The sequence below is a fragment of the Actinomyces acetigenes genome (assembly GCF_031296635.1).
Lineage (GTDB): Bacteria > Actinomycetota > Actinomycetes > Actinomycetales > Actinomycetaceae > Actinomyces > Actinomyces acetigenes.
The window spans coordinates 1-24,311 of the sequence record NZ_JASPFC010000037.1 but is presented as its reverse complement, the minus strand read 5'-3'; the positions used below and the strand labels follow the sequence as shown (position 1 = coordinate 24,311).

The 24,311-nt window shown below is 67.3% G+C and carries 14 protein-coding genes, 1 tRNA gene and 1 CRISPR repeat array; of the genes, 10 read left to right on the top strand and 5 right to left on the bottom strand.

From position 1 onward, the window contains the following. Positions 1 to 557 precede the first annotated feature (557 nt). Complete coding sequence (locus RIV14_RS11610) at positions 558 to 2,165, top strand: CRISPR-associated endonuclease Cas4/Cas1 (RefSeq protein ID WP_075373059.1); 1,608 nt, start codon at positions 558 to 560, stop codon at positions 2,163 to 2,165. After that, the gene (gene cas2 / locus RIV14_RS11605; RefSeq protein ID WP_075373058.1) at positions 2,165 to 2,464 is read left to right on the top strand and encodes a CRISPR-associated endonuclease Cas2; all 300 of its coding nucleotides are present in this window, start codon (positions 2,165 to 2,167) and stop codon (positions 2,462 to 2,464) included. Before RIV14_RS11610 ends, cas2 begins: the two co-directional genes overlap by 1 nt. A 182-nt stretch (positions 2,465 to 2,646) precedes the next feature. Next, positions 2,647 to 3,314: a CRISPR direct-repeat array (repeat unit 30 nt; unit sequence GTTCCTTTGGGAACTGCACTTCATTGAGGC). A 41-nt stretch (positions 3,315 to 3,355) separates the two neighbouring features. Here cas2 and RIV14_RS11600 read toward each other — a convergent pair. After that, positions 3,356 to 4,576 carry a cysteine desulfurase family protein gene (locus RIV14_RS11600; protein WP_075373057.1) on the bottom strand — a complete coding sequence of 407 codons (1,221 nt, stop codon included), beginning with the start codon at positions 4,574 to 4,576 and terminating at the stop codon, positions 3,356 to 3,358. A 313-nt stretch (positions 4,577 to 4,889) separates the two neighbouring features. On the opposite strand from RIV14_RS11600, the gene nudC reads away from it, so the two are divergent. Next, the gene (gene nudC, locus RIV14_RS11595) at positions 4,890 to 6,005 is read left to right on the top strand and encodes an NAD(+) diphosphatase (RefSeq protein WP_075373056.1); all 1,116 of its coding nucleotides are present in this window, start codon (positions 4,890 to 4,892) and stop codon (positions 6,003 to 6,005) included. Positions 6,006 to 6,068: 63 nt separating this feature from the next. Then, entirely contained in the window at positions 6,069 to 8,195 is a 2,127-nt protein-coding gene (locus RIV14_RS11590; protein ID WP_075373061.1) for an ATP-dependent DNA helicase UvrD2, read from the top strand. A 30-nt stretch (positions 8,196 to 8,225) separates the two neighbouring features. On the opposite strand, the gene RIV14_RS11585 is transcribed toward RIV14_RS11590, so the two are convergent. Together RIV14_RS11585 and RIV14_RS11580 are read right to left on the bottom strand one after the other, a co-directional pair. Continuing rightward, positions 8,226 to 9,206, bottom strand: coding sequence for a hypothetical protein (locus tag RIV14_RS11585; protein WP_075373055.1), 981 nt, complete (start codon positions 9,204 to 9,206; stop codon positions 8,226 to 8,228). A 168-nt stretch (positions 9,207 to 9,374) separates the two neighbouring features. Next, positions 9,375 to 10,622 (bottom strand): YlbL family protein, encoded by a 1,248-nt coding sequence (locus tag RIV14_RS11580; protein ID WP_176747144.1) that lies wholly within the window; start codon positions 10,620 to 10,622, stop codon positions 9,375 to 9,377. A 228-nt stretch (positions 10,623 to 10,850) separates the two neighbouring features. Between RIV14_RS11580 and RIV14_RS11575 the strand changes: the two genes are divergently transcribed. After that, entirely contained in the window at positions 10,851 to 12,413 is a 1,563-nt protein-coding gene (locus tag RIV14_RS11575) for a zinc-dependent metalloprotease (RefSeq protein WP_075373054.1), read from the top strand. Positions 12,414 to 12,475: 62 nt separating this feature from the next. Here the strand turns inward: RIV14_RS11575 and RIV14_RS11570 are convergent, their stop codons facing one another. Further along, on the bottom strand, positions 12,476 to 13,054 hold the full coding sequence (locus RIV14_RS11570; protein ID WP_075373060.1) for a PPA1309 family protein: 579 nt from the start codon (positions 13,052 to 13,054) through the stop codon (positions 12,476 to 12,478). A 234-nt stretch (positions 13,055 to 13,288) separates the two neighbouring features. On the opposite strand from RIV14_RS11570, the gene RIV14_RS11565 reads away from it, so the two are divergent. Together RIV14_RS11565 and RIV14_RS11560 are read left to right on the top strand one after the other, a co-directional pair. Then, positions 13,289 to 16,471, top strand: a complete 3,183-nt coding sequence (locus RIV14_RS11565) for a UPF0182 family membrane protein (protein WP_075373053.1) — start codon at positions 13,289 to 13,291, stop codon at positions 16,469 to 16,471. A gap of 119 nt (positions 16,472 to 16,590) precedes the next feature. Then, positions 16,591 to 16,667: transfer RNA gene (locus RIV14_RS11560), tRNA-Met, on the top strand. 290 nt (positions 16,668 to 16,957) lie between these two features. On the opposite strand, the gene RIV14_RS11555 is transcribed toward RIV14_RS11560, so the two are convergent. Beyond that, positions 16,958 to 17,752: a TrmH family RNA methyltransferase gene (locus RIV14_RS11555; RefSeq protein ID WP_075373052.1), complete on the bottom strand. Its 795-nt coding sequence runs from the start codon at positions 17,750 to 17,752 to the stop codon at positions 16,958 to 16,960. Positions 17,753 to 19,014: 1,262 nt separating this feature from the next. Here RIV14_RS11555 and ppk2 point away from each other — a divergent pair. The 3 genes from ppk2 to RIV14_RS11540 all read left to right on the top strand — a co-directional run. Next, positions 19,015 to 19,854, top strand: coding sequence for a polyphosphate kinase 2 (gene ppk2, locus RIV14_RS11550; protein ID WP_075373051.1), 840 nt, complete (start codon positions 19,015 to 19,017; stop codon positions 19,852 to 19,854). A 169-nt stretch (positions 19,855 to 20,023) separates the two neighbouring features. Next, positions 20,024 to 21,355, top strand: a complete 1,332-nt coding sequence (locus tag RIV14_RS11545; protein WP_309325194.1) for a lipase/acyltransferase domain-containing protein — start codon at positions 20,024 to 20,026, stop codon at positions 21,353 to 21,355. After that, a partial coding sequence (locus tag RIV14_RS11540; protein ID WP_309325193.1) for a tetratricopeptide repeat protein occupies positions 21,340 to 24,311 on the top strand: 2,972 nt, incomplete at its 3' end. The genes RIV14_RS11545 and RIV14_RS11540, both read left to right, overlap by 16 nt.

Below are 24,311 nucleotides of genomic sequence, written 5' to 3'. Positions count from 1 at the left end.
TAGGAGAAGGGTTGGAGGGAAAGGGAGGCCGCGGGACTCTGCTGGCCTGACCCCGCCTGGGTGTGTGGACTCTTCTTTAGCGTGGGCTGCTTTGTGGGGTATATCTTCGTTTCCTGTGGTGCATCGCGTCAATCGATGCTCGGTATCTGCGGGTGCTATCCCGTCCGGTGAGCGCGAGCCTCTAAATGTTGTTGTTCCAGCCGTTGTCGGAGGGTACTCTTTGCATCGATGGAGGGCGCTGATTGTTTCCAGTCAACTAGCCTGCTGGCAGGATCGTGAGAAGAGCTCTTTGGGGTGGCTGCGTCGGCATGGAGTGAGGGCGGTCATTGTGTTTAATGTGAATGTTATTCGTCTTAGTGCCCCGTCGCCAGACGAGTTTTATCTAGGTGTGGGTGATGTGTATCCAATTTAAGATCATCTAGAGGGAAGGAGTCGCTGCGTGGATGGGGCGGCTAATTCTCTGGTGCTCAGGTCTTGGTCCTGGAGGCTGTCCGGGGCGAGCTCAGGTGGTGGGGCTGACATATCGCCACCGTTTTATCTGTCAAAGGAGATAGATCATGGAGGATGGCGTGGTATCGGACCCGATTCCGATCAGTTTGGTGGTTCATTCCGTCTACTGCCCGAGGAGAGCTTGGCTCGAATCGGTGGGGGAGAAGACGGACACCATGCAGATGCAAGCCGGATTGGATGCTCACCGGCGCGTCGACAATACCGCGGAGAGCAGGGCGAGTGAGCATCGGGCGGTGAACGTGCGCTCAGAGCGTCTCGGACTGTCCGGGCGCTGCGACGTCATCGAGGGCACAGATGATGGCCCGCTGACAGTCGTGGAGTACAAGGCCACCCCTGTGCGGCGGCGTCCCGAGGTCACCTACGCCAGCCGGCTCCAACTTGCGCTTCAGACCCTGTGTCTCAAGGAGATGGGACGAGAGGTTCGGTGCACGGAGATTTACTTCACCGGACACCGCCGGCGAGTCGAGGTCGACCTGACCGATGCCGACTTCGCCCGGGCTGAGGAAGCGGTCGCACATACGCGCCGTCTGATTGGGGCGTCCCGGGCGCCTGAGCCGCCTGACGATGACAGTCGCTGCCAGTGGTGCTCCCACGTTTCGGTGTGCTTGCCTTCTGAGCATCGGTATGAGAACGCCCGGCGGCGGGTTGTCGCCTCCGCACCCGACGCCCAGATCCTCCACGCGGCCACCGCTGGTTCGCGGGTGTCCCTCAGTAGCGGGCGAGTCGAGGCCACCAAAGCCGGAGAGCGCCTTCTCAGCGTGCCGATTGAACGGGTGCTCGGTCTAGTGGTCCATGGGAACGTCGATGTCTCCTCGGCTCTGCTGCGTGAACTGTGCTGGCGCGACCGGTGCGTGGTGTGGTGCTCATGGTCCGGCCGAGTGATCGGCTGGTCTCAGGGCGCAGACTCTCCTAATGGGCTCCAGCGGGTGCGCCAGCATGTTGCCAGCGCCGAGGGGAGGCTGGACATCGCCCAGCAGATGGTCTCGGCGAAGATCGCGAACCAGGCCACGCTATTGCGACGTAACGGTGAGGCCGCTGATACCGTGGAGCAGATGCGTCGCCTGCAACGCGACGCCGTGTCAGCGCAGTCGTTGGCCGATCTGCTTGGAGTGGAGGGCGAGGCTGCCGGGCTCTACTTCGATTCCTTCCCGACGATGCTCACTGGAAATACGGCGGCCTTTGCAGCGTCCCGGTGGAGAGGAAGACGACGCCGACCGGCGCCCGATCCCGCCAACGCGGCCCTGGACTACACCTACGCCTTGCTTTTAGGAGACTGCATCCGATCGCTGGTGGCCTGCGGCCTCGACCCCCACGCAGGCTTCCTTCACTCCAGCTCGCGCAACAAGCCCGCCCTGGCGCTTGACCTCATGGAGGAGTTCAGGGCGCCGGTGGCCGATTCTGTCGTCGTGCGTGCCTTTCGCAACGGTGAGCTGACCGAGCGGGACTTCACGGGGGAGGTGGGGAGTTGCCGGATGACGGACCGTGGGCGTAAGCAGCTGATCTCCGGGTTCGAGCGCCGCATTGAGACCTCCTTCCGGCACTCGGTGTTCGGCTACGACGTCACCTGGCGGCGAGCCATTGAGGTCCAGGCGCGACTCGTGCTCGGCACCATCGACGGGACTCAAGCGGCTTACAAGGGAGTGACGGTGCGCTGATGCGTGATGATGTCAGACGTGTTCTCGTGGCCTACGACGTTCCGTCCGACCGACGCCGGACGCGGGTGGCGAAGACTCTGCTGAAGTACGGGGACCGCATCCAGTACTCCGTGTTCGTCGTAGATGCGGCGCCGGCCAAGCTCCTGCGGATGCGAGGCGAGCTGGAAGGAGTCATCAAGACGGACGCGGACTCCGTGCTCCTGTGCGACGTCGGCCTGCTGTCCTCCGTCGATGAACAACGATTCTCCTACGTGGGCCTGACCAGGACGATCACGCCGGAGGGGCCGCTCATCGCCTGACGCGAGTGCTCCAGCGCTCGAGGATCCCCGGGCAGCGCTCGCAGCGGCAGAACGTTGAAACGGCGCGGAATCTGTGAGGCAGGGTGAGGGGTAGGGTGGCTGAGCGAGAGTCTAAGCACGGAGCGCTCGCAAAGCAGCCTCAGAGGGGCTTGGCGACGGGCTATACTGAGCGGACCGTTGCAGTTCCTTCGGGAACTGCACTTCATTGAGGCCGACGGAGTATGTGGTCACCCAGCCGGGCCGGGACGGTTGCAGTTCCTTCGGGAACTGCACTTCATTGAGGCTCCTTGATGTCGAACTCGCTGATGACCACCCCATGTCGCAGTTCCTTCGGGAACTGCACTTCATTGAGGCCGGGTGGGACGGTGCCGGGGAGTCGATGCCTTCCTGGTTGCAGTTCCTTCGGAAACTGCACTTCATTGAGGCAGGTCCCCAACCTCTAGCATGAGCTGTGTGATCGTCGTTGCAGTTCCTTCGGGAACTGCACTTCATTGAGGCGGTGAGAAGACGTCAACCTCGACGCCGGCACACGTTGCAGTTCTTTCGGGAACTGCACTTTATTGAGGCAGGACGATCCAGTCGGACGGCTCGTAGTAGCGGGTGTCGCAGTTCCTTTGGGAACTGCACTTCATTGAGGCTTCCTTCTCCTGCCAGAGGCCGCGCTCGGCAGCCGTTGCGGTTCCTTTGGGAACTGCACTTCATTGAGGCACCACTCTGGTTGAGGTGTCAGACAGCAGTCCCTCGTTGCAGTTCCTTTGGGAACTGCACTTCATTGAGGCGCCACCACCATCCACCGCGCCCAGGGACGCACCGTGTTGCAGTTTCTTCGGGAACTGCACTTCACTGAGGCAGATGGGGATCGATATGCCTATCGCGGCTATTGATCCCCACCTACTGCTCTTTGTGCGTCACCTTCCAGGCGTGCCTGGCCCCCTCCAGGGCGGCGGGCAGGACGGCGAGCAGACGCTCGACCTCGTCGGGGCTCGTCTCCCGTCCTAGGGAGCAGCGCAGCGTGGAGCGGGCCGGCCCCTCATCGAAGCCCATCGCCAGGAGCACGTGACTGGGCTGGGTGACCCCGGCATGGCAGGCCGACCCCGCCGACGCATCAACCCCCGCCAGGTCCAGGGCCATGAGCAGCGCCTCGGCGTCGGCCTCCTCGAACCACAGGTGCGCCGTGGAGGCCACATGATCGGCACCCTCCGGCAATGTGGCGTGAACACCCGCAAGCGCCCCAGCGCCCTCCAGAATCCGGCGCCGCAGCGCCGCCAGCCGGGACTCCTGCTCCTCCCTCTCGGCGACAGCCAGCTCCACCGCCAGGGCCAGCGCCCGGGCCGCCACCACGTCCTGCGTGCCCGACCGGAGCCCCCGCTCCTGACGGCCCCCGCCCGTGGCCGGCGTCAACGCCAGGTCGCGGCGAACCACCAGGGCCCCCGCCCCCACCGGCGCCCCCAGCTTGTGGCCGCTCAGGCTCATCGCATCCAGCCCCCAGCCATGGAAGTCCACCGGAACCTTCCCCAGCGCCGCGACCGCGTCAGAGTGGATGGGCACGTACCCGGTCTCGCCGGGGCGCCCGCAGCCGCTCGCCTCACGCACGCGCCTCACCAGCGCCGCCATGTCCTGAACCACGCCGGTCTCATTGTTCGCCGTCATCACCGAGACCAGGGAAGCGGGGGAGTAACCGGTACTGCCCGCCGGCGCCACCGCCCGATCCACCGAGTCGAGCTCGACCCGTCCGGCGCCGTCAACTTCCAGCAGGCTCAGCCCCGCCCCCAGCTGGTCCACGGCGGTGCGCGCCGAGTCCAGAACCGCCGGGTGCTCAATCGGAGAGACCACCAGCCGCCCGCCCGGCACCGCTCGCGCCCGCCCCGAGACCACCAGGGCATCGGCCTCGGTCCCACCGGAAGTCAGCAACACCTCATGCGCATCCACCCCCAGAGCACTCGCCAGGCGAGCGCGCGCCTGCGCCAGCAGCGCCCCCACCCGCCGGCCCGCAGTGTGCTGCGCACTCGGATTCGCCCAGCCACCGAGCCCACTGGCCAGGTCCTCGGCGACCTGCTGAGCGACCTCGGGGCGGACCGGGGATGAGGCGGCGTGATCGAGGTAGGTGCGCACGCCCCCAGCCTAGACGGGGGCTCAGAGGAGCCAGACTTTGTCCATATGGGACGGTTTTGAAGCCGCTTTTCGCATGCGGAGCCGACCCGTAACGCTCTGACCTGTACAGATGCTCATGACGCTCGACCGACTCGTCGCTAAAGCCGTCCCATATGGACACATTCCCGCCGGTCCCGCCCCGCACCCGCGCGCGTTTGGGCCACAGGATGCGTCGTGGACGTCGCCGAGGAAGCTCCCAAGTCCCATACTCACCTCCTATCGGTATGGGCGCGCCCATGTGCGCCTCGAAGCAGGGGGTGGGAGAGTGAGCCCCATGCGTACCAACCAGCTAGCCCTGTCCCGCTCCGCCACCGACCGCGACGCCGAGCGACGCAGCGAGCCCGGGCTGCTGGAGAGCCTCGCCGCCGACCCCGAGACCCGCGTGCTGCTGGTTGACGCCCGCGGCCGCGTCGCCCTGACCGGCCCCGCCATCCACCCCGACCTGCCCGACGACGGCCTCACCCCGCCCAGCCTCATCGGCAGTCCCGGCGCCACCGCCTGGGAAGGCCCCGGCACCCGCAACGGCTGGGCCCTACCCGACCTGCGCGTCGGCTACCTCGGAGCCTCCGCCCCCACCTGCTGCCCCGACCTGACCGTCCTCTACATGGGGCGCGAGCTCGCCGATGACGCAGCCCCCACCGGCCCCGCCTGGATCGCTGTCGTCGTGCCCCAGGCCCTCGAGGTCCCCGACGCCCCCGAGCCGCCCGCTACCGGCTCCGACGCCGAGGGCACAGCCGTTGACCACCCCGACCTGCGCCGCCTGCTGGAGCGCTACCCGCTCTCCGCCCTGCGAGCCATGGGCGCCCAGATGACGGCCCGTGATGCAGGCCTGGCCACCACGGCCACCGCACTGGCCGCCTGGCACGCCCGCTCTGCCTACTGCCCGGGCTGCGGCGGACGCACCGCGATCATCGAGGCCGGCTGGGCCCGCCGCTGCTCCGACTGCGCCACCGTCCACTTCCCGCGCACCGACCCGGCCGTCATCATGACGGTCACCGACACCTCCGACCGCCTTCTCCTCGTGCGCGGCGCCACCTGGGCTCCCCGGCGCTACTCGGTTGTGGCCGGCTTCGTCGAGGCCGGCGAGTCCGTTGAGGCGGCCGTGGCCCGGGAGGTGTGGGAGGAGACCGGGCTGCGCGTGGCCGACGTGGAGTACGTCGCCTCCCAGCCCTGGCCCTTCCCGCGCTCCCTCATGCTCGGCTGCCGCGCCCGCCTGGCCCCCGGCGAGGACCGGCCCCGCCCCGACGGCCGGGAGGTCGTCGAGGCCCGCCTCGTCTCCCGTGACGAGCTCACCGCGGCCGCCGACGACGGCAGCATCCTCTTGCCCGGCCCCACCTCCATCGCCCGACTCCTCATTGAGGACTGGTACGGCGGCCCCATCGTCAGCTGACGCCACCGGGCCCGGGCCAAGGACCGTCGATTCCTGTCGGCCCCGCGTGGCAGGCTGGTGCCGATGAGCCCGACCACCCCCCACCCCGCCCCGACCGGCACCCCCGCCTCCGGTCCTGGCCGTCGCAGCGCCCCACTGGACGCCGCCGCCCTCCTGGAGGCCCTCGACCCCGACCAGCGCGAGGTCGCCGAGCACCTCGAAGGCCCCCTGTGCGTCCTGGCCGGCGCCGGAACCGGCAAGACCCGGGCCATCACCTACCGCATCGCCCACGGCGTGGCCACCGGCGCCTACCAGGCCACCCAGGTCCTGGCCGTCACCTTCACCGCCCGCGCCGCCGGCGAGATGCGCTCGCGTCTGGCCGACCTCGGCGTCCCCGGCGTCCAGGCCCGCACCTTCCACGCCGCCGCCCTGCGCCAGCTCACCTACTTCTGGCCCACCGCCATCGGCGGGCGCCGCCCCGACATCCAAGCCCACAAGGCACCCCTGGTCGGCGCCGCCGCCCGCCGCCTGGGCCTGCCCACCGACCGGGCCACCGTGCGGGACCTTGCCGCCGAGGTCGAGTGGGCCAAGGTCACCATGACCCTGCCCGAGGACTACGCCCAGGCCGCCGTCGCCGCCGGCCGCACCGGCGTGGCCGGGCAGGAGGCGGCCACGGTCGCCCAGGTCCTGTCCCTCTACGAGGAGGCCAAGAGCGAGCGCGGCGTCATCGACTTCGAGGACGTGCTCCTGCTGACCATCGGGATCCTTCTGGACCGCGAGGACGTCGCCGCCCAGGTGCGCGGCCAGTACAAGCACTTCGTCGTCGATGAGTACCAGGACGTCTCCCCGCTCCAGCAGCGCCTGCTGGACCTGTGGCTGGGACGACGCCGCCAGCTGTGCGTGGTGGGGGACGTCTCCCAGACCATCTACTCCTTCACCGGGGCCACGCCCGCCTTCCTCACCGGCTTCACCACCCGCTACGAGGGGGCGCGCACCGTGCGCCTGAGCCGCGACTACCGCTCCACCCCGCAGGTCGTCTCCCTGGCCAACCAGGTCCTCTCGCGCTCGCGGCGAGGCGGAGGCCTGCACCTGCCCGCCGGCGCCGTCGAGCTTGTCGCCCAGCGACCCAGCGGCCCCGCCGTGCGCTTCGAGACCTACGACGACGACATCGCCGAGGCCGAGGGCGCTGTCGCCCAGGTGCGCCGCCTGCAGGCCGCCGGGGTCCCTCTGAGCGAGATCGCGATCCTGTACCGCACCAACTCCCAGTCCGAGGTCTTTGAGCAGGCCCTGGCCGGAGCCCAGATCGGCTACCTCGTGCGCGGCGGCGAGCGCTTCTTCGAACGCGAGGAGGTCAAACGCGCCATGGCCGTCATCCTCGGGGCCGCCCGTACCGAGAAGGCCACCCTCACCGGTGACCTCGGCCAGGATGCGCGCACCGTTCTGTCCCGCGAGGGCTGGAGTGAGGAGCCGCCCGCCCCCCGCGGAGCCGTGCGCGAACGCTGGGACGCCCTCAACGCCCTGGTGGCCCTGGCCGATGAAATGGCCCAGACCCGCGGTGCCGACCTTGATGCCTTCCACACCGAGCTGCGTGAGCGCGCCGACGCCCAGAACGCCCCCACCGTCGAGGGCGTCACCCTGTCCTCCCTGCACGCCGCCAAGGGCCTGGAGTGGGACGCCGTCATCCTCGCCGGCGTCTGCGAGGGGCTGCTGCCGATCTCCCTGGCCGAGGGGCAGGCCGCCATCGAGGAGGAGCGGCGTCTGCTCTATGTCGGCGTCACCCGCGCGCGCGAGCACCTCATCATCTCCTACGCGCGCGCCCGCAACGCCGGAGGGCGGGCCGCCCGCAAACCCTCCCGTTTCCTGGACGGCCTGTGGCCCACCGGCCACGATGCCACAGACGCCTCCCGGCGCCAGGGCCGCCGCAGCGCCAAGGAACGCTCCCGGCAGTCCGCCGCAGACTTCGAGGCCAACAACGACCCCCGCACCATCGCCTTGTTCGAGGAGCTGCGGGCCTGGCGCTCCCAGGTCGCCAAGGAGAGGGCCAGGCCCGCCTACACGGTTTTCGCCGACGCCACCCTGCGGGACATCGCCGTCGTCAAACCCACCAGCCTGCCCCAGCTCTCCCTCATCCGCGGCGTGGGCGCCACCAAGCTTCAGGACTACGGTGGGCCGGTCCTGGCCCTCCTACGTGCCTTCGAGTCCGGGGACTGAGCGGCCAGGCGAGATCCTGCCCGACGGCGCTCACAGCTGCGAGCACAGGCACTCGGGGTGACGCTCCCAGGCCCTGTGCCGCCCCCGGGGCTCCTGGCCGGTGACCTCCACCGAGTGCGTGGACCACCACATGGCCGAGCCTCCGCTCACCTCCCCGCCCGGTTCGGCCTTGTCCTGGGCGCCGTCGGCCCCGGATGCCCGGCCCACCAGCGTGTCGATGACGGCCCGAGCCGTTGACGCCGCGGCCTCGTGCAGGACCAGGTGCTCGACCTCGGGCATGGGCAGGGTGCGCATCTGCGTGGCCAGTGCCGGCCAGCACGGGTCAGCGTCCCTCTCCCACAGGTCCAGGCAGGTCGAGCACGGACCCTGAGCGTTGAGTACCGGGCCGATGCGCACCCCCGCCTCGCCGACGACGACCGGCAGGTGCACCACGTCCTCCTGAGCGAGCCGGCGCGCGAGCAGCGGCTCGACCACGTGCGCGTCCACCGTCACCATGACATCGGGACGGGTGCGCAACGGCGCCCGCGTCCTCAGGGCAGGGAAGCGCGCCGACAGGAGCGGAGCCAGGCCCCCGTCCTGCGGGGAACGGGTGGACAGGATCGTGCCCACCCCGGCCTCCGCCAGCCACAGGGCAGCCTCCTGAGCCAGGGTGCTCACGCCGTGAATGGCCAGGACGGACTGGGACAGGACCGCGCCTCGGCCCTTGACATCAGCTCCCAGCCGGTCCCAGTAGACGCCGTCGGCCCCACCGAGCTCGCTGGTCGCTGAGGCCACCAGCACCCCCTGTCGCTCCAGGTCCGCGACGATCTGACGCGCGCGCGTCACCGGCACACGGCTGCGCCGGGCGGCCCGGTAGACGCCTGCGCTCTCCAGGTTGCGCGCGAACTCATCGAGCAGGCGCTGCTCGGCCAGGCTCAGGTCGCTGACAATGGTGCGCCGTCCGGGGCTCGTCCCGATCTGGCTGACGCCCTGCTGGCGCCACAGGATGGCGCACCCACCACGTACACGCATCGTGCCTCCTCTCAGTCCTCCCGGAACCCGAAGGGGCACCAGGAGCTCGACGTCCTGGCGAGCGCGTCAGGACACAGGGCGACAGTGGCACGGGGCGCGCCCAAGCCGCCAGAGGCAGTTGCCGGCCTGTGGATAACTATCCCCGGCCGAGTGCCGGTCCCACAGGAGTCACTTGGCTGAGCAGGTGGCCAGGCCGGAGGTGTCGCCCGACGCGATTGCCTGAGTGGCGGTGACGGCCTCGTGCAGGGTGCTGACGGCGAAGACCTGCATGCCCTTGGGCTCATGACCCTTGACCTCGTCGCAGTTGCTCGCCGGGGCCAGGAAGAACGTGGAGCCTGCCTTTCTGGCGCCGGCCATCTTCTGCTGGATACCGCCGATGGGACCGACCTGCCCGGTCATGTCGATCGTCCCGGTCCCGGAGATGTCCTTGCCCCCGGTCAGGGCCCCGGGGGTGATCTCGTCAACGATCCCCAGGGCGAACATCATGCCGGCACTGGGCCCGCCGACGTCGGACAGGCTGAAGGTGGCGTCCACCTTGCTGTCCACCGAGATCTTCAGGCTCAGGCCCAGCAGGGAACCTGTCGTCCCCTCCTGCGGGGCGATCGTGGTGAGTGCGGCGCTCGCCTGCTGATCGCCGCGGCGCACGCCGAGGGTCACTCGCGTGCCCTCGGCGATGGTGGTCATGAGCTCTCGCAGCTGGGAGAAGGAGGTGATGGTCGTCGTCTGGCCGCCCTCAGGAGTGATGGTCTCCAGGACGTCCCCGGCCTGGATCTCCGTTGAGGTCTGCTGCTTGGTCACCTCGGTGACGGTCAGGTGCATGGCGCCGGCCTTGCCGGTCTCCACGAGCGCGGCGATGACGGCGGAGTCCTGCGAGGCGGTCATCTGGGCCTTACCGGTCTCCTCGACCTGCTCGGCGCTCTGATCCTGGGGGCACACCTGGTTGCGGTCCACGATCCGCCTGTCCGCCGAGAACCAGGCGGCGATGAGGTCGGCCGTGGTCACCGGGTAGCCGGGGCAGCCCGACACCGAGACCGTCGTCATCCGCAGGGCTCCCTCGGTCGGGTAGGTCTCAGCTCCCGAGACCTTCAGGACGTCCTGGCTCGACGACGAACCGTTGTCCAGCACGTTCCAGGTTGGGCCGGGGGCCTCGATGACCACGTTGATCGGCACCGTGAAGACGGCGGCGATGAGGGCCACCACCACAAGGACCGCCCCGACCGCCACGGAACGCCGCAGCCTGCGCCGACGCCGGTCCTGCCGGGAGGGCTGCGTGTGCGGGGCCTCGGAGTGCCCGACCTGGTCGAGCCGGTCGCCTTCATGCTCCCGCACCGGCTGGGTGTTGTCTGGGGCGGCTGAGCCTGCAGCGTCGGCGGCGTCGTGCTGGTTTGGGTGCGTCACGCGCTCATCATGCGACATCTTCCTGGGGAAGACGGACAGATATCGACACGAACCCGGCACGAAGTCGACACAGTGCCGGCACGGAGAAGACCTGGGCCCGACCGGGACGGTGCGGGCACGCCGTCGGCGAACGGAACATAGCCTTGGCACCGGAATGGATGCGACCATAAGGCCGTTAGCGACAGTGTCCAGGCGCCCCAGACGGCCCGGACGATGCCCAAGGATGACCCGGCGAGAGGAAACCCCGTGAGCGAGGACGCCTTCGACGAGCTCGAGAAGATGCTCGCATCACTGTTCGGCGAGCAGATGGCCTCCGACGCCGTCAGCGCCCTTCGCTCATCCGGGGTGGATCCCAGCTCCATCGCCCAGATGCCGGGTGTGGGGGACGTCTCCCAGCTCAGTCCCGCCCAGCTGCTGGCGATGCGGGCCCAGTTCCAGCAGATGTTCTCCGCTTCCACCACCGAGCCGGTCAACTGGCAGATGGGGCAGGAGCTGGCCCTCCAACAGGCGCGTGGCAACGGCGACCCCACGGTGACTGCCGCGGTCGCCGAGTCCACGCGCCAGGCCCTTCAGGTGGCTGACCTGTGGCTGGACACCGCCACCGAGTTCATGCCCGCCCCCGGGCAGCGGGAGGCCTGGAGCCGCGGCACCTGGGTTGAGCGCACGCTGCCGGTGTGGAAGGACGTGTGCGCCCCGGTGGCCGAGGCTGTCACCGTTGCCCTGGCCCGCACCCTGGAGAAGCAGATTCGGGACATGCCGGCTGAGATGGCGCAGGCGGCCCAGCAGATGGGGGCGCTCGGGTCCATCATGCGCACCATGGCCGGCACGGCTTTCGGCCTCCAGATCGGCCAGGCCATTGGTGAGCTCGCCAAGGAGGCGCTGGGGGCCACCGACACCGGCCTGCCTCTGACCCGCGAGCCCGGCACGGCACTGGTTCCCGCCAACGTGGCTGCCTTCGCCGAGGGGCTGGAGGTTGATGAGGACGAGGCCCGCATGTTCCTGGCCGTGCGGGAGGCCGCCACAGCCCGCCTTTACGCCCACGTGCCGTGGCTGCGTGGACAGGTGCTCCAGGCAGTGGTCGCCTACGCCCGTGAGATCCGTATCGACACCGACACCCTGGAGTCCGCCGTGGCCCAGGTGGATCCCAACGATCCCGACGCCCTGCGCGAGGCCCTTGAGAGCGGACTGTTCGCGCCCCAGGAGACGGCGGCTCAGCGCGAGGCCCTGGAGGACCTGGAGACGTTGCTGGCACTGGTCGAGGGCTGGGTCGAGGTGGTCACCGCCCGCGCGGCTGCACCGCATCTGCCCCACCTCATGGCGCTGGCCGAGATGATGCGCCGGCGCCGGGCCCAGGGCGGCGCCGCCGAGCAGGTTTTCGCCCGCCTTATCGGGCTGACCTTCCGTCCCCGCCGGGCCAGGGAGGCCGCCGAGCTGTGGGCTCACCTGGGCGCCCAGGCCGGCGACGCCGAGCGCGACGCCTTCTGGAACCACCCTGATGTCATGCCCACGGCCTCCGAGCTCGCCAGCCCCAAGGACTTCCTCACCATGCGGCGCATGGCCCAGGACATTGACGCCGAGATCGACGCCGACCTGGCCTCCCTGCTGGACGGGACCCTCGGCTACGCCGAGGGCGCCAAGGAAGCCGATGAGAACAGCCCTGAGGGGCTCGGGGACCGGATTCCCGCCTCCGACGACGCCTCCTCGCCGGAGCCCGGCCAGTCAGCCGACCCCGCCTCGGCGGGCGCCGGGGACGACGACTCGCCCGGGGAGCCCGACGAGCAGGACCCGACCGGCCCGGACAAGGTCTGAGATGCGCGGGGCCACGCGGCGCCGGAGACCGGCGTTGAGCGCTCGCCCGCCCCGGTGACCGGCTACAGGAAGGTCGCCGCCAGGGCCTCGACCAGCCCGGGAACCAGGCGCTCGCCCTGGTAGAGCGAGGCGTCGTCGTGACTGCGTGAGCGCAGCGTGCACCAGGACTGTCCGCCGCGAAGGACCCCCACCACCATGCGGATGTCCTCGCGGTCCGGGCGCTCCTGGAGGAAGGCGAGACGCTCGGCGGCATCGGTGATGGCTTCGGCCTCCTCCTGGGCCGCAGGCGGCAGGACCAGCCGCTCGACGCTGATGGCGGCGCCGTGGACGGAGTCGGGCCAGGCGAGCTGGGCCAGCAGGTGCTCCAGGTCCGTGGCGGGCGGCAGTCCCTCCTGCTCCACCACCATGAGCAGCTCGGGGTTCGTGCGGGCCTCCTCCACGGTGGCGGTGTCCAGGAGGCCGGCCACGTCCGGGTCGGCCTCAAGAGCCTCGGCGGCGCGCACCAGGGCGAAGACGCGCACCGGCTGGTCCCAGCCGTGGGCCGCCACGTGGGTCTCCGTCTCTGCCACCGCGCGGGCCAGGGCCTGTGCCGCTAAGGCTGCGGCTCGACCCGGGCCCGGGGCGCTTGCCTCGTCATGCATCGTGTCAGTCACGCCGCCATCGTCTCACTGGTGGTGTCGACTCCTCCAATGACGAGGCTTCATCACTCAGGGGGCGCGCCGTGGCCGCCCGAGGCGTTATCTCATCCTGGAGAAGGTTATGGGCGTGTCAGAGGTGTGTGGGACGATGGCCTGAGCGGCCCCTCCGGCCGATGACGCCGTGTTTCACCGTGTGCGAGGCGGCGTCACCACGCACGTCAGACAGGGAGCAGGATCGTGAGCACCAGGCCCGACGACGAGTCCCCGGACTCAACCCCCGAGGAGTCCTCGAGCAAGTCCACCGGCTCGTCCCGGCAGGGGAAGCCTGACAAAGGGGCCGGACTGTTCGGCCTCGGACGCATGGGCGGGGGAGGGCCCCGTCCTCCCCGCGCACCGCGCAGCAGGACAGGCGGCGGCCGTCCCGGCCCCCTGGCCCTGACCATCTCGATCATCGCGGCCATCGCCGTGGCCATCGGCATCTTGTCGCAGGTGTGGACCGAGGTCCTCTGGTACAGCCAGATCGGGTACGCCCGTGTGCTGTGGACGCAGTGGATCGCCCTCATCGTCCTGTTCCTGGTGGGATTCGCCATCATGTTCGGGGCCGTCTTCGTCTCAATGACCCGGGCCTACCGTGCCCGCGAGATCGGGATGCCCGACGACGAGGCCACGCGCAACCTCGAGGCCTACCGTTCCATCATCGAACCCGTGCGACGTCGCCTGACCTGGGCAGTGCCGGCGGTGCTGGCACTGTTCGGCTCGGCCTGGGAGCTGGCTCCTAGCTGGCGGGAGATTCTGCTGGCCTTCAACTCCCAGTCCTTCGGAGTCAAGGATCCCCAGTTCGGTATCGACATCTCCTTCTACGTCTTCATCCTGCCCGCGGTGCTGACGCTCATGTCCTTCCTGTCCGGCGTCGTCCTGTTCTCCGGGGTGGCCTCCATCGTCGTCCACTACCTGTACGGCGGTATCTCCGTGGTGCGCAAGCCCCACTTCACCAAGGCCGCCCGCATGCACCTGGCGGTCTTCCTGGCGCTGTACGCCGTCATTCGGGCCGTGGGCTACTGGCTGGGTCGTTACAGCGCCCTGTACGCCTCCAACTCCAAGTTCGACGGCGCCAACTACACCGACGTCAACGCGGTCATCCCCGCCAACGCGATCCTCGCGGCCATCGGACTGGCCGTGGCGATCCTCTTCGTCGCCTCGGTGCGCTCCAGCTCCTGGCGCCTGCCGATCATCGGTGTGGCCGTCATGATCGTCTCTTCCCTGGTGGTGGGGACCGCCTACCCGCTGGTCATCCAGAAGTTCATCGTCGACCCCAACGCCCAGCGCCAGGAGGCCGAGTACATCCAGCGCAACATCAATGCCACCAAGGCCGCCTACGGCCTGGAGAACGTGGAGACCACCAACTACGACGCCACGACGAAGACGGCGGCCGGCCAGCTGGAGAAGGACGCCGAGTCCACCACCTCGATCCGGCTCCTGGACCCCGGGCTCATCTCCCCGACCTTCCAACAGGTCCAGCAGAACAAGCAGTACTACTCCTTCGCGAACCGGCTCAACGTGGACCGCTACAAGGTGGGCTCCACCAGCCGGGACACGGTCATCGCGGTGCGTGAGCTCAACCTGTCCGGCCTCGGCGAGCAGCAGCAGACCTGGGTCAACGAGCACACCGTCTACACTCACGGCTACGGCGTCGTGAACGCCTACGGCAACACGGTGGCCACCCGCGGCTACCCCTCCTTCTGGGAGGGGGGCATCCCCTCCAAGGGGGACCTGGGCGAGTACGAGCCCCGGATCTACTTCGGTCAGTCCTCGCCGTCCTACTCCATCGTGGGAGGCAAGGACAACGGCTCGCCGCGCGAGCTGGACTACCCCGATGACGAGTCCAAGACCGGTCAGGTCAACACCACCTTCGCCGGCAACGGTGGGCCGAGCGTGTCCAACCCGTTCAACCGTCTGCTCTACGCCGCCAAGTTCCGGGAGGCCAACATCCTCTTCTCCCAGGAGGTGCGCGAGGGCTCCCAGATCCTCTACGACCGGGACCCGGCCAAGCGCGTCGCCAAGGTGGCCCCTTGGCTGACCCTGGACAACAGCCCCTACCCGGCCGTCGTCGATCACGATGACAACCCGGCCACCCCCAAGCGGGTGATGTGGATCGTCGACGGTTACACCACGACGAACAACTACCCATACGCCCAGCACGAGTCCCTGGCCAAGGCGACGGCGACCGCCGACAACAAGGGCGGTCTTCTCAGGGCGCCGGAGGAGTCCAACTACGTGCGCAACTCCGTCAAGGCCGTCGTGGACGCCTACGACGGGTCGGTCAAGCTCTACCAGTGGGATGACAAGGACCCGATCCTCAAGTCCTGGCAGAAGGTCTTCCCCGGAACGGTCATGCCCATGAGCCAGATGAGCGCCGACCTCATCGCCCACATGCGCTACCCCGAGGACCTGTTCAACGTCCAGCGCACCATGATGGCGACCTATCACGTCAACGACGCTGCGGAGTTCTACTCCGGTGGAGACTTCTGGAAGATCCCGGACGACCCGACCACACCCGGTCAGGACCAGCAGGCCCCCTACTACCTGACCCTCAAGATGCCGGGGCAGGACCAGGCGAGCTTCTCCCTGTCCAGCGCCTACATCATCGGCGGAAACACCAACCGCAACGTGCTCACCGGCTTCCTCGCCGTGGACTCCGAGACCTCTCCCGGCACCGGGAAGAAGGGGGAGCGCAGCCCGAGCTACGGCAAGCTGAGACTCCTGGAGCTTCCCCGGTCCTCGAACGTGGCCGGGCCCGGGCAGGTGCAGAACATCTTCGACTCCAACCCGGAGATATCCAAGGAGCTGAACCTTCTGTCCCAGGAGGGCTCCCAGGTCATCAAGGGCAACCTGCTGACGCTGCCCGTGGGAGGCGGTCTGCTCTACGTCCAGCCCGTCTACGTGCAGTCGTCGTCCGGCACGCAGTACCCGCTGCTGCGCAAGGTGCTGGTCTCCTTCGGGGACAACGTCGGATTCGCCGACACCCTCTCGGGTGCCCTCGACCAGGTCTTCGGCGGTAACTCCGGGGCGACCACGGGTCAGGAGGCCATCGACGGTGATGCCGCCGCGGCCAATGACACCAACGAGACGACCGATGGCAAGGACCCGACGGCGGATGGCGGAGCCAAGGCCTCGCCGAGTCCGAGCGCCGCGCCCACGGCCTCGGCCAGTGCGCCGCCCAATGCCTCCGCCACCCCGCAGGCCTCGGAAACCTCGGACCCGAAGGCGGAGCTCAACCAGGCGCTCTCCGACGCTCAGACAGCGATGACCGACGCGGACACAGCCAGGAGCAAGGGCGACTGGGCGGCATACGGCGATGCGCAGAAGCGCCTCAACGATGCCGTCAAGCGGGCTGTTGCGGCCCAGCAGAAGCTGGGCTGAGCCCGCTCGGAGCACAGCATGAGGGCGTGCCCTGCGATCCGCCTCACCGGGCGGTGAGCAAGGGCACGCCCTCGCCATTTGCCTTGGGGGTGGGATGCTCCTAAGGTTGGTAACACCGACGCGGGGTGGAGCAGTTCGGTAGCTCGCCGGGCTCATAACCCGGAGGTCGCAGGTTCGAATCCTGTCCCCGCTACCACTCCAGAGGCCTCGGTCCCATCAGGGACCGAGGCCTTCTGCATGCTTGCTCCCCATGCGCGGGTTATGGGTTATCGGGGGCGCACCGGGGCTGCTGCGGTGCTGATCGCCATCCTGAGACTCCCACTCACGCTGCCGGTCTAGCCTTCCAGAGCGCTCCGGAAGGCGCAGAAACGGTCGCTCGAGCTGTCTGCCTTTCGCGCCGATGCGGCGACCACCGGTGAACTTGTCTGCATCGTCGAGGAAGAGCTAACCGCCATCCCTCAGGCGAGCCGGCCCTCGGCCTGTGCGCTACCGCCCGAGTTCGCGGAGGAACATGACGATGCCGGCTGCGACGGACACGTTGAGTGATTCAGCACCGGGCATCATGGGGATCGACGCGGTCAGGTTGATCGCGTGCTCCATTTCGGGGGAGAGGCCGTACAGCTCGCTACCGAAGACGAGGCCCAAAGGCTCGTCGCGACCCATCAACTCGTCGATTCGTACCTGGCCATCGGCAGCCAAGCCGATCAGGCGGCAGCGCTGCTGCCTCGCCCAGGAAATGAGCTCGCTTTCGGTAGCCAACACGACCGGCAGCGAGAAGACGTAGCCGCGGCTAGCGCGCACCAGGCGACGATCCATCACGGACTCCAATTCAGAGCCACACAACACGACGCCTGACGCGCCGAGCGCGAATGCCGACCGCACGATCGCGCCGATGTTGCCGACGATACGGACGCCATCGAGGACGACGACGTCACCGTTTCGGAGATCGATTTCATCTAACTGATAGCGCCGCGGCGTGTGCGCGACGGCCATCACGTCTGGGCGGCGGCCTGCCTTGAAGATTTGCGAAACCAAGGAGGAAGCGATGGTACGGAAAGGGATCTTCCTCTCCGCACACAGCTCGGCGAGCGCGGCGGGAACATGGGCTTCGTTGGCGTAAACTTCCATGAGTTTTACGCCGCCGAAAATGGCCTCGCGGATGGGGATCTCGTCTTCGAGGAACATGACCGCGCCGGGTTTGAACTGCGGCTTTGAAATGTCTACTATCCTCTGGATAGCCGGGTCGGAACGCTCGCTGATCAAAGTCGGATTATCGTTCATGCGATTGATCCTAGCTCTTGGAGTCAAAGGATGGAAGCAATGAGAAGGTGTTCGAAGGCTTCTCGTGGGGTGAGATAGTCGGGGTGGCGCAGGGCGTTCGTCTGTGCTCTTGGGGGGGGGCGGTCAGGTGGCTGGTGCTGGGGGTATCAGCCAGGTGGTTCGCCCCCTCCGGGGTGATCGCAGCACTGCGCCCATGGGCCCCGGCGATCGCCTCGCCTTCCCAATGGGCCGCCGCCCGTCGGTCGGTGGCCTCTTCGAGGTGCTCATCGATACTGGTATAGCGATGATCGGGGCCTTGTGCAGGTCCAGGGGTCGGCGAGGACGCCGCCGGGTGCGCTTAAAGCACAGCATGTCCCATGCTTGCCAAGCCTTGCCCGTGACTGCCCGGCATTGAGTCGTTCGGCACGCATCATCGACATGATCGTCTCGGCGTCGGCTCTCACGCACGCTTCTCCAGGCAGGCGGCGGACTGTTCGGTGCCCGTAAGCACCAACGGATTCCTCCAAAGCCCCCTTGACTGTTATGACCAGCTCCTCTCCTCATATAGCGGTGACGCACCAGGGTCGGTTACTCCAGAACTAAGCGGTTGGACCTTGAGACACCGGACCACTGACACCTCAAGAAGACAGAGCAACGATCTTCTTCACAGACGATGAGCCCGCCAGCGCACGGACGCGCTCGCCCCTCACGAAGAAGGCGTCCGCTGTTCTAGGAACTCGTTGTCCCGGCACGGCTGCCTGTACTCCGCTCTCAGCTTCGCGATCCCCACCGATTCGTCGGCCGTCTGACGGTCCTGGGCGGTGAGCTGCTCCTTCTTGTATCCGGCGACCCTGCCGCCCACTGCCCGGGCCACAAGACTGCACGATGGGTCGCCAAGGCCATCGCGCGCTCCTTCGCCGACGGACCCCGCGTACCCCCGGACCGAGCCCCTCCAAGCATCTCGCCAGCAGCACGGCCCTCATCCCGCCGACCCACGAGGAGATCCCCATCCAAGAAACATTACGCACTCCAGGCTGAAGGAGCGTTGAATACGTGTGTACTCAAGTGAGGTGGCAGGTCGTGAGCGAGACGAAACGTCCACGCTGTGAGACGGTTGGCCGGCAACCTGGAGGTCTCAGGATCGAATCCTGCCCCGGCTTTCACTCCAGAGGAGCCCGGTCCTTCCCAGGACTGGGCTCCTCTGCTCCTGTTTCCGTTGACGGTTACCGTGCGTACGGGGACGTGCTGTGCGAAACTCAAGTATGGCAAAGAAGCACCCCACCATGGACCGTTCCCTGTACGAGGCCGAGCTGCTGAGGCTGCAGGCGGAGCTGGTCGAGATGCAGGAGTGGGTCAGGGCCACCGGAGCCCGCGTCGTCGTCATCTTCGAGGGCCGCGACGCGGCCGGCAAGGGCGGGGCGATCAAACGCATCACCGAGTACCTCAACCCGCGTATCGCGCGCGTGGTCGCGCTTCCCGTCCCCACCGAGCGTGAGCGCACCCAGTGGTACTTCCAGCGCTACATCGCGCACCTGCCCGCCGCCGGCGAGATCTGCCTGTTCGACCGCTCCTGGTACAACCGCGGCGGCGTCGAGCACGTCATGGGCTACTGCACCCCGGAGGAGCACCGGCGCTTCCTCCAGCAGTGCCCGGTCTTCGAGAGGATGCTCGTCGACGACGGCATCCTGCTGCGCAAGTACTGGTTCTCCGTTCCTCAGAAGGAGCAGTACAAGCGCTTCAAGTCGCGCATGACCGACCCCATGCGGCGCTGGAAGCTCTCACCCACCGACCTGGAGGCCCTGCCCCGTTGGGAGGACTACTCGCGCGCCAAGGACGAGATGTTCGTCCACACGGACATTGACTCGGCGCGCTGGCACGTCGTGGAGTCGGCCGACAAGCGCAAGGCGCGTATCAACATGATCCACCACCTGCTGGAGTCCATCCCCTACGAGCACGTGGAGCGTCCCAAGATGAAGTTCCCCAAGAAGCCCTCGTTCCCGTCGTCGGGCTACCGCCGCACGGACCGCTCCCTCCAGAGCGAGGTGCCCGACTACGCCGCCACCCTCAACGCGGCCGATGCGCCCGAGCGTTACGTGGACCTCGAGGACCAGGGGATCGGTTAGGTGCTGGCTTGTGATGGATCCGTGACCTGATTGCTCTGTCTCGGACCGACTGGGTGTGAAATATACTGCGGTGCTGAGAACCTGATCGAGGAGGCTTGCGGTGTCTCAGTCCCCATCCTCGTCCCTGTTGCGTCCTCTGGTGGTCCTGGTGCCTGGTATCGGAGGGAGTGTGCTCGCCGATGCGTGTGGCCGCACTGTATATGACGTCAACGCGTCTAAAGGGGTCGCCAGAGTCCTCGACCCTGCAGCGCTGGCCGTCGACAAGGAACTGCGTGCGACGAAGCCGATCCGCTCCTACGGCATCGCCTTCAAACAGTTGGTGACAGGTTACGAGAACCTGTGGGCCGCTCTGGTTCAAGGGCTCGGGCTGTCGCAGGCGGAGAGTACTGTTGCGGGAGATAGGCTGGTCAGGCCCAGTGCATCGCTGCTCGCGTTTCCCTACGACTTTCGGCAGTCGGTGTCCCATACCGCCGAGCTCTTGGATCGCGAGCTCCGCCGCCGGGCACAGGGGCGTCCGGTGGTATTGGTGGCCCATTCCATGGGGGGCTTGGTGGCTGCCTGGTGGTGGGCTTTTCTCAGTGATGGGATCGAGGTCAAGGAGATCGTCACCTTGGGGACGCCGTATCGCGGAGCGGCCAAGGCGCTCGATGTCCTGGTCAATCAGCTCTCGTTCTCCGGCCTGCGGCTCTCTGGGATTACTGAGGTCATCAGAGGGTGGGACTCCGTGTTCGACCTGCTCCCGCACTGCCAGGTCGTGGAAGAAGGGACGGGGCACTGCTACCCGTATGAGTTGCCGCCAGCCGTGACGTCGGTGGTCCCGGACTTCGCCGCCCGGGCGCGCAAGGCGTATGCGGCCAACGAGGAGCTCCACAAGAGGCTGGAGGAGAGGGCGAGCCGGGAGGGAAATCCTCTGACGCTCTACTACTCCCAGGGGCACGCCACCTTGTCGCGGACGGTCCTCAAATCCGGTGTCTTGACAGTGTCGAAGGCGTCCCCCTCGTGGTTGCCACGGGAATGGGATGCGGGTGACGGGACGGTACCTATGTTCTCCGCGATTCCCCACTTCCTGGAGGACAGTGCCCGGGCGTGGCACCGGTTGCCTCAAAAGCACCTCGGGTTAGTGGAGGCCGATACGGTGGCCAATCATCTTGGCGGCTACGGTCTCAGACCGCTGTCCGCCGCCGCCCGTGGCGGCGGGGATGAGGGGCGGGGGGCCTACCTGTGTGTCGACCTGGACGACACTGTTCCTGCGAACGAGGAGCAGGCAGTTGCCGTGAGGGTTCTCGACACCGATGGTTCCCCTGTGGCTGCCAAGGATGTCGGGCTGCTGGCTGCAGGTCATCGGGTGAGGGGTGAGCGGGATGGCGAGTCCTGGAAAGTGACACTGCCCCCGCTCGATCCGGGCGTGCACAAGGTGACAATCCAAGCAGTAGGTCTGCCCGGAGGGAATCGGGCCGTCTTTCATGGTCGAGTAGGAGCAGTGACATGCGAGAACCAGTGACGTGGGACCGGGTTGCGGACCCGGCGGGTATTGCGGCGGTCGTCCACCCCGGATGGGTCCAGCGGGCGCTCACGGCTGAGGACTGGCGTGGTTTCCCCGGGAATGAGCCCGGTGGGGGAGAGGGTGTCGCTAGGGTTGAGCGCATTGCGCAGCAGATCTTCGACAAGCTTGCCGAGCTGCATATCACGTATGTGTACGAGCCTGCTGAGAGTGTCCCCGGGGCGCAACGAGTTCGCGCTGTCGATGAAGTGCTGTCCCTGGGGCAGGCGACCTGTCTCGATATGTGTGCAACGTTCTGCAGTGCCGCTCTGGATGCTGGGATCTACCCGCTCCTCCTGACGGTCCGTCAGGACGAGCACCGGCGCCATGCGCTCGTGCTCGTGCCTGTGGATCTCAGGTGGTCCTTTGGGGTGCCCGCCCTCCTCGATGAGGGCTTCTCCCGTAGTCCGCTGGTCATCGACGGTGACGATGTCAGGGATCTCGTCGCGAATGTCCCTGATGATGCGGTGGGTAGCTGGTTGGCCATCGATGTGGAGCAGGCGACCTACTCGGCCGACAGGGACGCCGGTGACTGGGCCTGTGCAATCGCCTCCGGTGCCTCCTATGTCAAGGAGTGGGACTGGGATGTATGCGTCGATGTTGGTGGTATTCGAGCCCAACAGGACAACAGCTCAGAGCTCCCCACCTTGGCGCGTACCGAGAAGGTGTTGGCGTCTGGTTACCTGCCGCTGCCTGATGACAGCACGCCGTTGCAGATGATCCAGACCCGTTACGGCGTGGTGCCCTTCTGTTCTCGTCCCGAGTATAGGGGGCTCAAGGAATGGGCGCTGGGAACTGCCAAGAGTCCCGGGCGGAAGCCCGATGTCTCGGTCTCCGTGTTGACCGGTGCGGGAGGGACGGGTAAGACCCGTATGGCGGCGCAGCTGTGTCACGAGCTGGAGGTACTTGGCTGGTACACAGGTTTCGCGCCCGCCAAGAGCACGATGAAGAATGACGAACTGACGTACCTTGCGGAGCTCACCACCGAGCTTCTCGTCGTGGTCGACTACGCGGAGGAGTCCCGGCAGGAGCAGCTCGCGGCTCTGCTGCGCGCCCTGCGCGGGCGGCGTTCTCCCACCAGGATCGTGCTGACCGCCAGAGGCATCGACTCCTGGTGGGAGGATTTTCGTCAGGAGCTGGAGTCGGATGGCATTCAGCTGGGACAAGTGCTGGTGAAGGAGCTGGAACCCAGACCTGACCCGGTGTTGCTCTACCGTCAAGCAGTACGGGGGTTCAGTAAGGTCATCAACGGAGTAAATCCTCCAGAAGTGGCGATTCCCGAGCATGCGGGGGACACAGCGCTCGATATTGTGCTGCGGGCATGGCTCGCGGTCGTTGACGACAGTGGGATGCAGGACCCGCAGTCTGAGCGTTCGGTAGAGGAGGGCGCGCGAAGCGCAAGAGCCGCCAACCTAAACGCCCGAGACTCCCTGTACGATCGCGTACTGCGCCTCGAGTTCAACCGCTGGAGGACGTTCCCCGAGCTACAGGACATCAGCCTCATCCACCTGCGCCGCATCGCTGCCACGCTCAGCCTGCTTGCACCCGATACCAACCAGGTGGATAACGTCCTTTCTCGCCTCCCCGAGTGGAGGGATGAGCATCTCCGCAGGAGCAGGGTAGCGGAGCTGATGAGTACCACGCTGCTGCGGTCCGACGGTGACGGTGGAATCAGCCTGCGTCCGGACCCCGTGGCAGAACACCTGATCCTCTCGGTATTCGGTGACGAGGTGGACCAGGTGGATGCAGTACTGCCTGGAGATCCTCTGGATGTTCCCGGCATTAGCGAGCCTGATGCAAGTGAAGCGACAGTTACCCGAGCCATAATGCTCGGGCAGCAGGCCCAGAACCTCAGTCAGGTGATTACCCGTGCTGCATCCCAGGATAGGGAATCCGCAGTAAAACTTGCGCGGCAGATTCTGAAGGCTTGCCCGTACTTGTGGTCCAGTGCCTTGGAGGTGGCGCTTGCACAGGGTGGTCCCTTCGTTGATGCGTTGGAGCATCTCATTGAATCTGGTGCCGAGCTGCCTTGTGAGGAGATAGAAGGATCCATTCCGCTCGGGCATAGCGCTTTACAAGGAACAGCTCTGGCGGCCTTACAGCGTATGGAGGTCTCTGCTGAACGCGATCCCGTGCAACGAGCGTGCTACCTCCACAACCTGGCGAATCGGTTGTCGGATGTGGGGCGCAGGGGTGAGGCTTTGGAGGCGGCCGAGGAGGCCGCGGGGTTGTTCCGGGCTCTGGTGGAGGCCTCTCCGGAGGCCTACACCCCCGATCTGGCGATGTCGTTGAACAACCTGGCCAATAGATTGTTGGGTGTGGGGCGCAGGGGTGAGGCTTTGGAGGTGGCCGAGGAGGCCGAGGGATTGTACCGGGTTCTGGTGGAGGCCTCTCCGGAGGCCTACACCCCCGATCTGGCGATGTCCCTGAGCAACCTGGCCAACAGATTGTCGGATGTGGGGCGCTCGGGTGAGGCTTTGGAGGCGGCCGAGGAGGCCGCGGGGCTGAGGCGGGCTCTGGTGGAGGCCTCTCCGGCGGCCTACACCCCCGATCTGGCGGCGTCGTTGAGCAACCTGGCTAACAGATTGTTGGATGTGGGGCGCTCGGGTGAGGCTTTGGAGGCGGCCGAGGAGGCCGCGGGATTGTACCGGGCTCTGGTGGAGGCATCTCCGGAGGCCTACACCCCCGGCCTGGCGATGTCCCTGAGCAACCTGGCTAATATCCTGTCGGGGCTGGGACGCTGGGGTGAGGCTTTGGAGGCGGCCGAGGAGGCCGAGGGATTGTACCGGGTTCTGGTGGAGGCCTCTCCGGAGGCCTACACCCCCGGCCTGGCGGCGTCGTTGAACAACCTGGCCAATATTCTATCGGGGCTGGGACGCTGGGGTGAGGCTTTGGAGGCGGCCGAGGAGGCCGCGGG

What these genes read in the sequence shown, in the direction of transcription:
- RIV14_RS11610 (WP_075373059.1), top strand. Translation starts at nt 558, where the DNA reads ATGGAGGATGGCGTGGTATCGGACCCGATTCCGATCAGTTTGGTGGTT.
- cas2 (WP_075373058.1), top strand. Translation starts at nt 2,165, where the DNA reads ATGCGTGATGATGTCAGACGTGTTCTCGTGGCCTACGACGTTCCGTCC.
- nudC (WP_075373056.1), top strand. Translation starts at nt 4,890, where the DNA reads ATGCGTACCAACCAGCTAGCCCTGTCCCGCTCCGCCACCGACCGCGAC.
- RIV14_RS11590 (WP_075373061.1), top strand. Translation starts at nt 6,069, where the DNA reads ATGAGCCCGACCACCCCCCACCCCGCCCCGACCGGCACCCCCGCCTCC.
- RIV14_RS11585 (WP_075373055.1), bottom strand. Translation starts at nt 9,206, where the DNA reads ATGCGTGTACGTGGTGGGTGCGCCATCCTGTGGCGCCAGCAGGGCGTC.
- RIV14_RS11580 (WP_176747144.1), bottom strand. Translation starts at nt 10,622, where the DNA reads ATGTCGCATGATGAGCGCGTGACGCACCCAAACCAGCACGACGCCGCC.
- RIV14_RS11570 (WP_075373060.1), bottom strand. Translation starts at nt 13,054, where the DNA reads ATGCATGACGAGGCAAGCGCCCCGGGCCCGGGTCGAGCCGCAGCCTTA.
- RIV14_RS11555 (WP_075373052.1), bottom strand. Translation starts at nt 17,752, where the DNA reads ATGAACGATAATCCGACTTTGATCAGCGAGCGTTCCGACCCGGCTATC.
- ppk2 (WP_075373051.1), top strand. Translation starts at nt 19,015, where the DNA reads ATGGACCGTTCCCTGTACGAGGCCGAGCTGCTGAGGCTGCAGGCGGAG.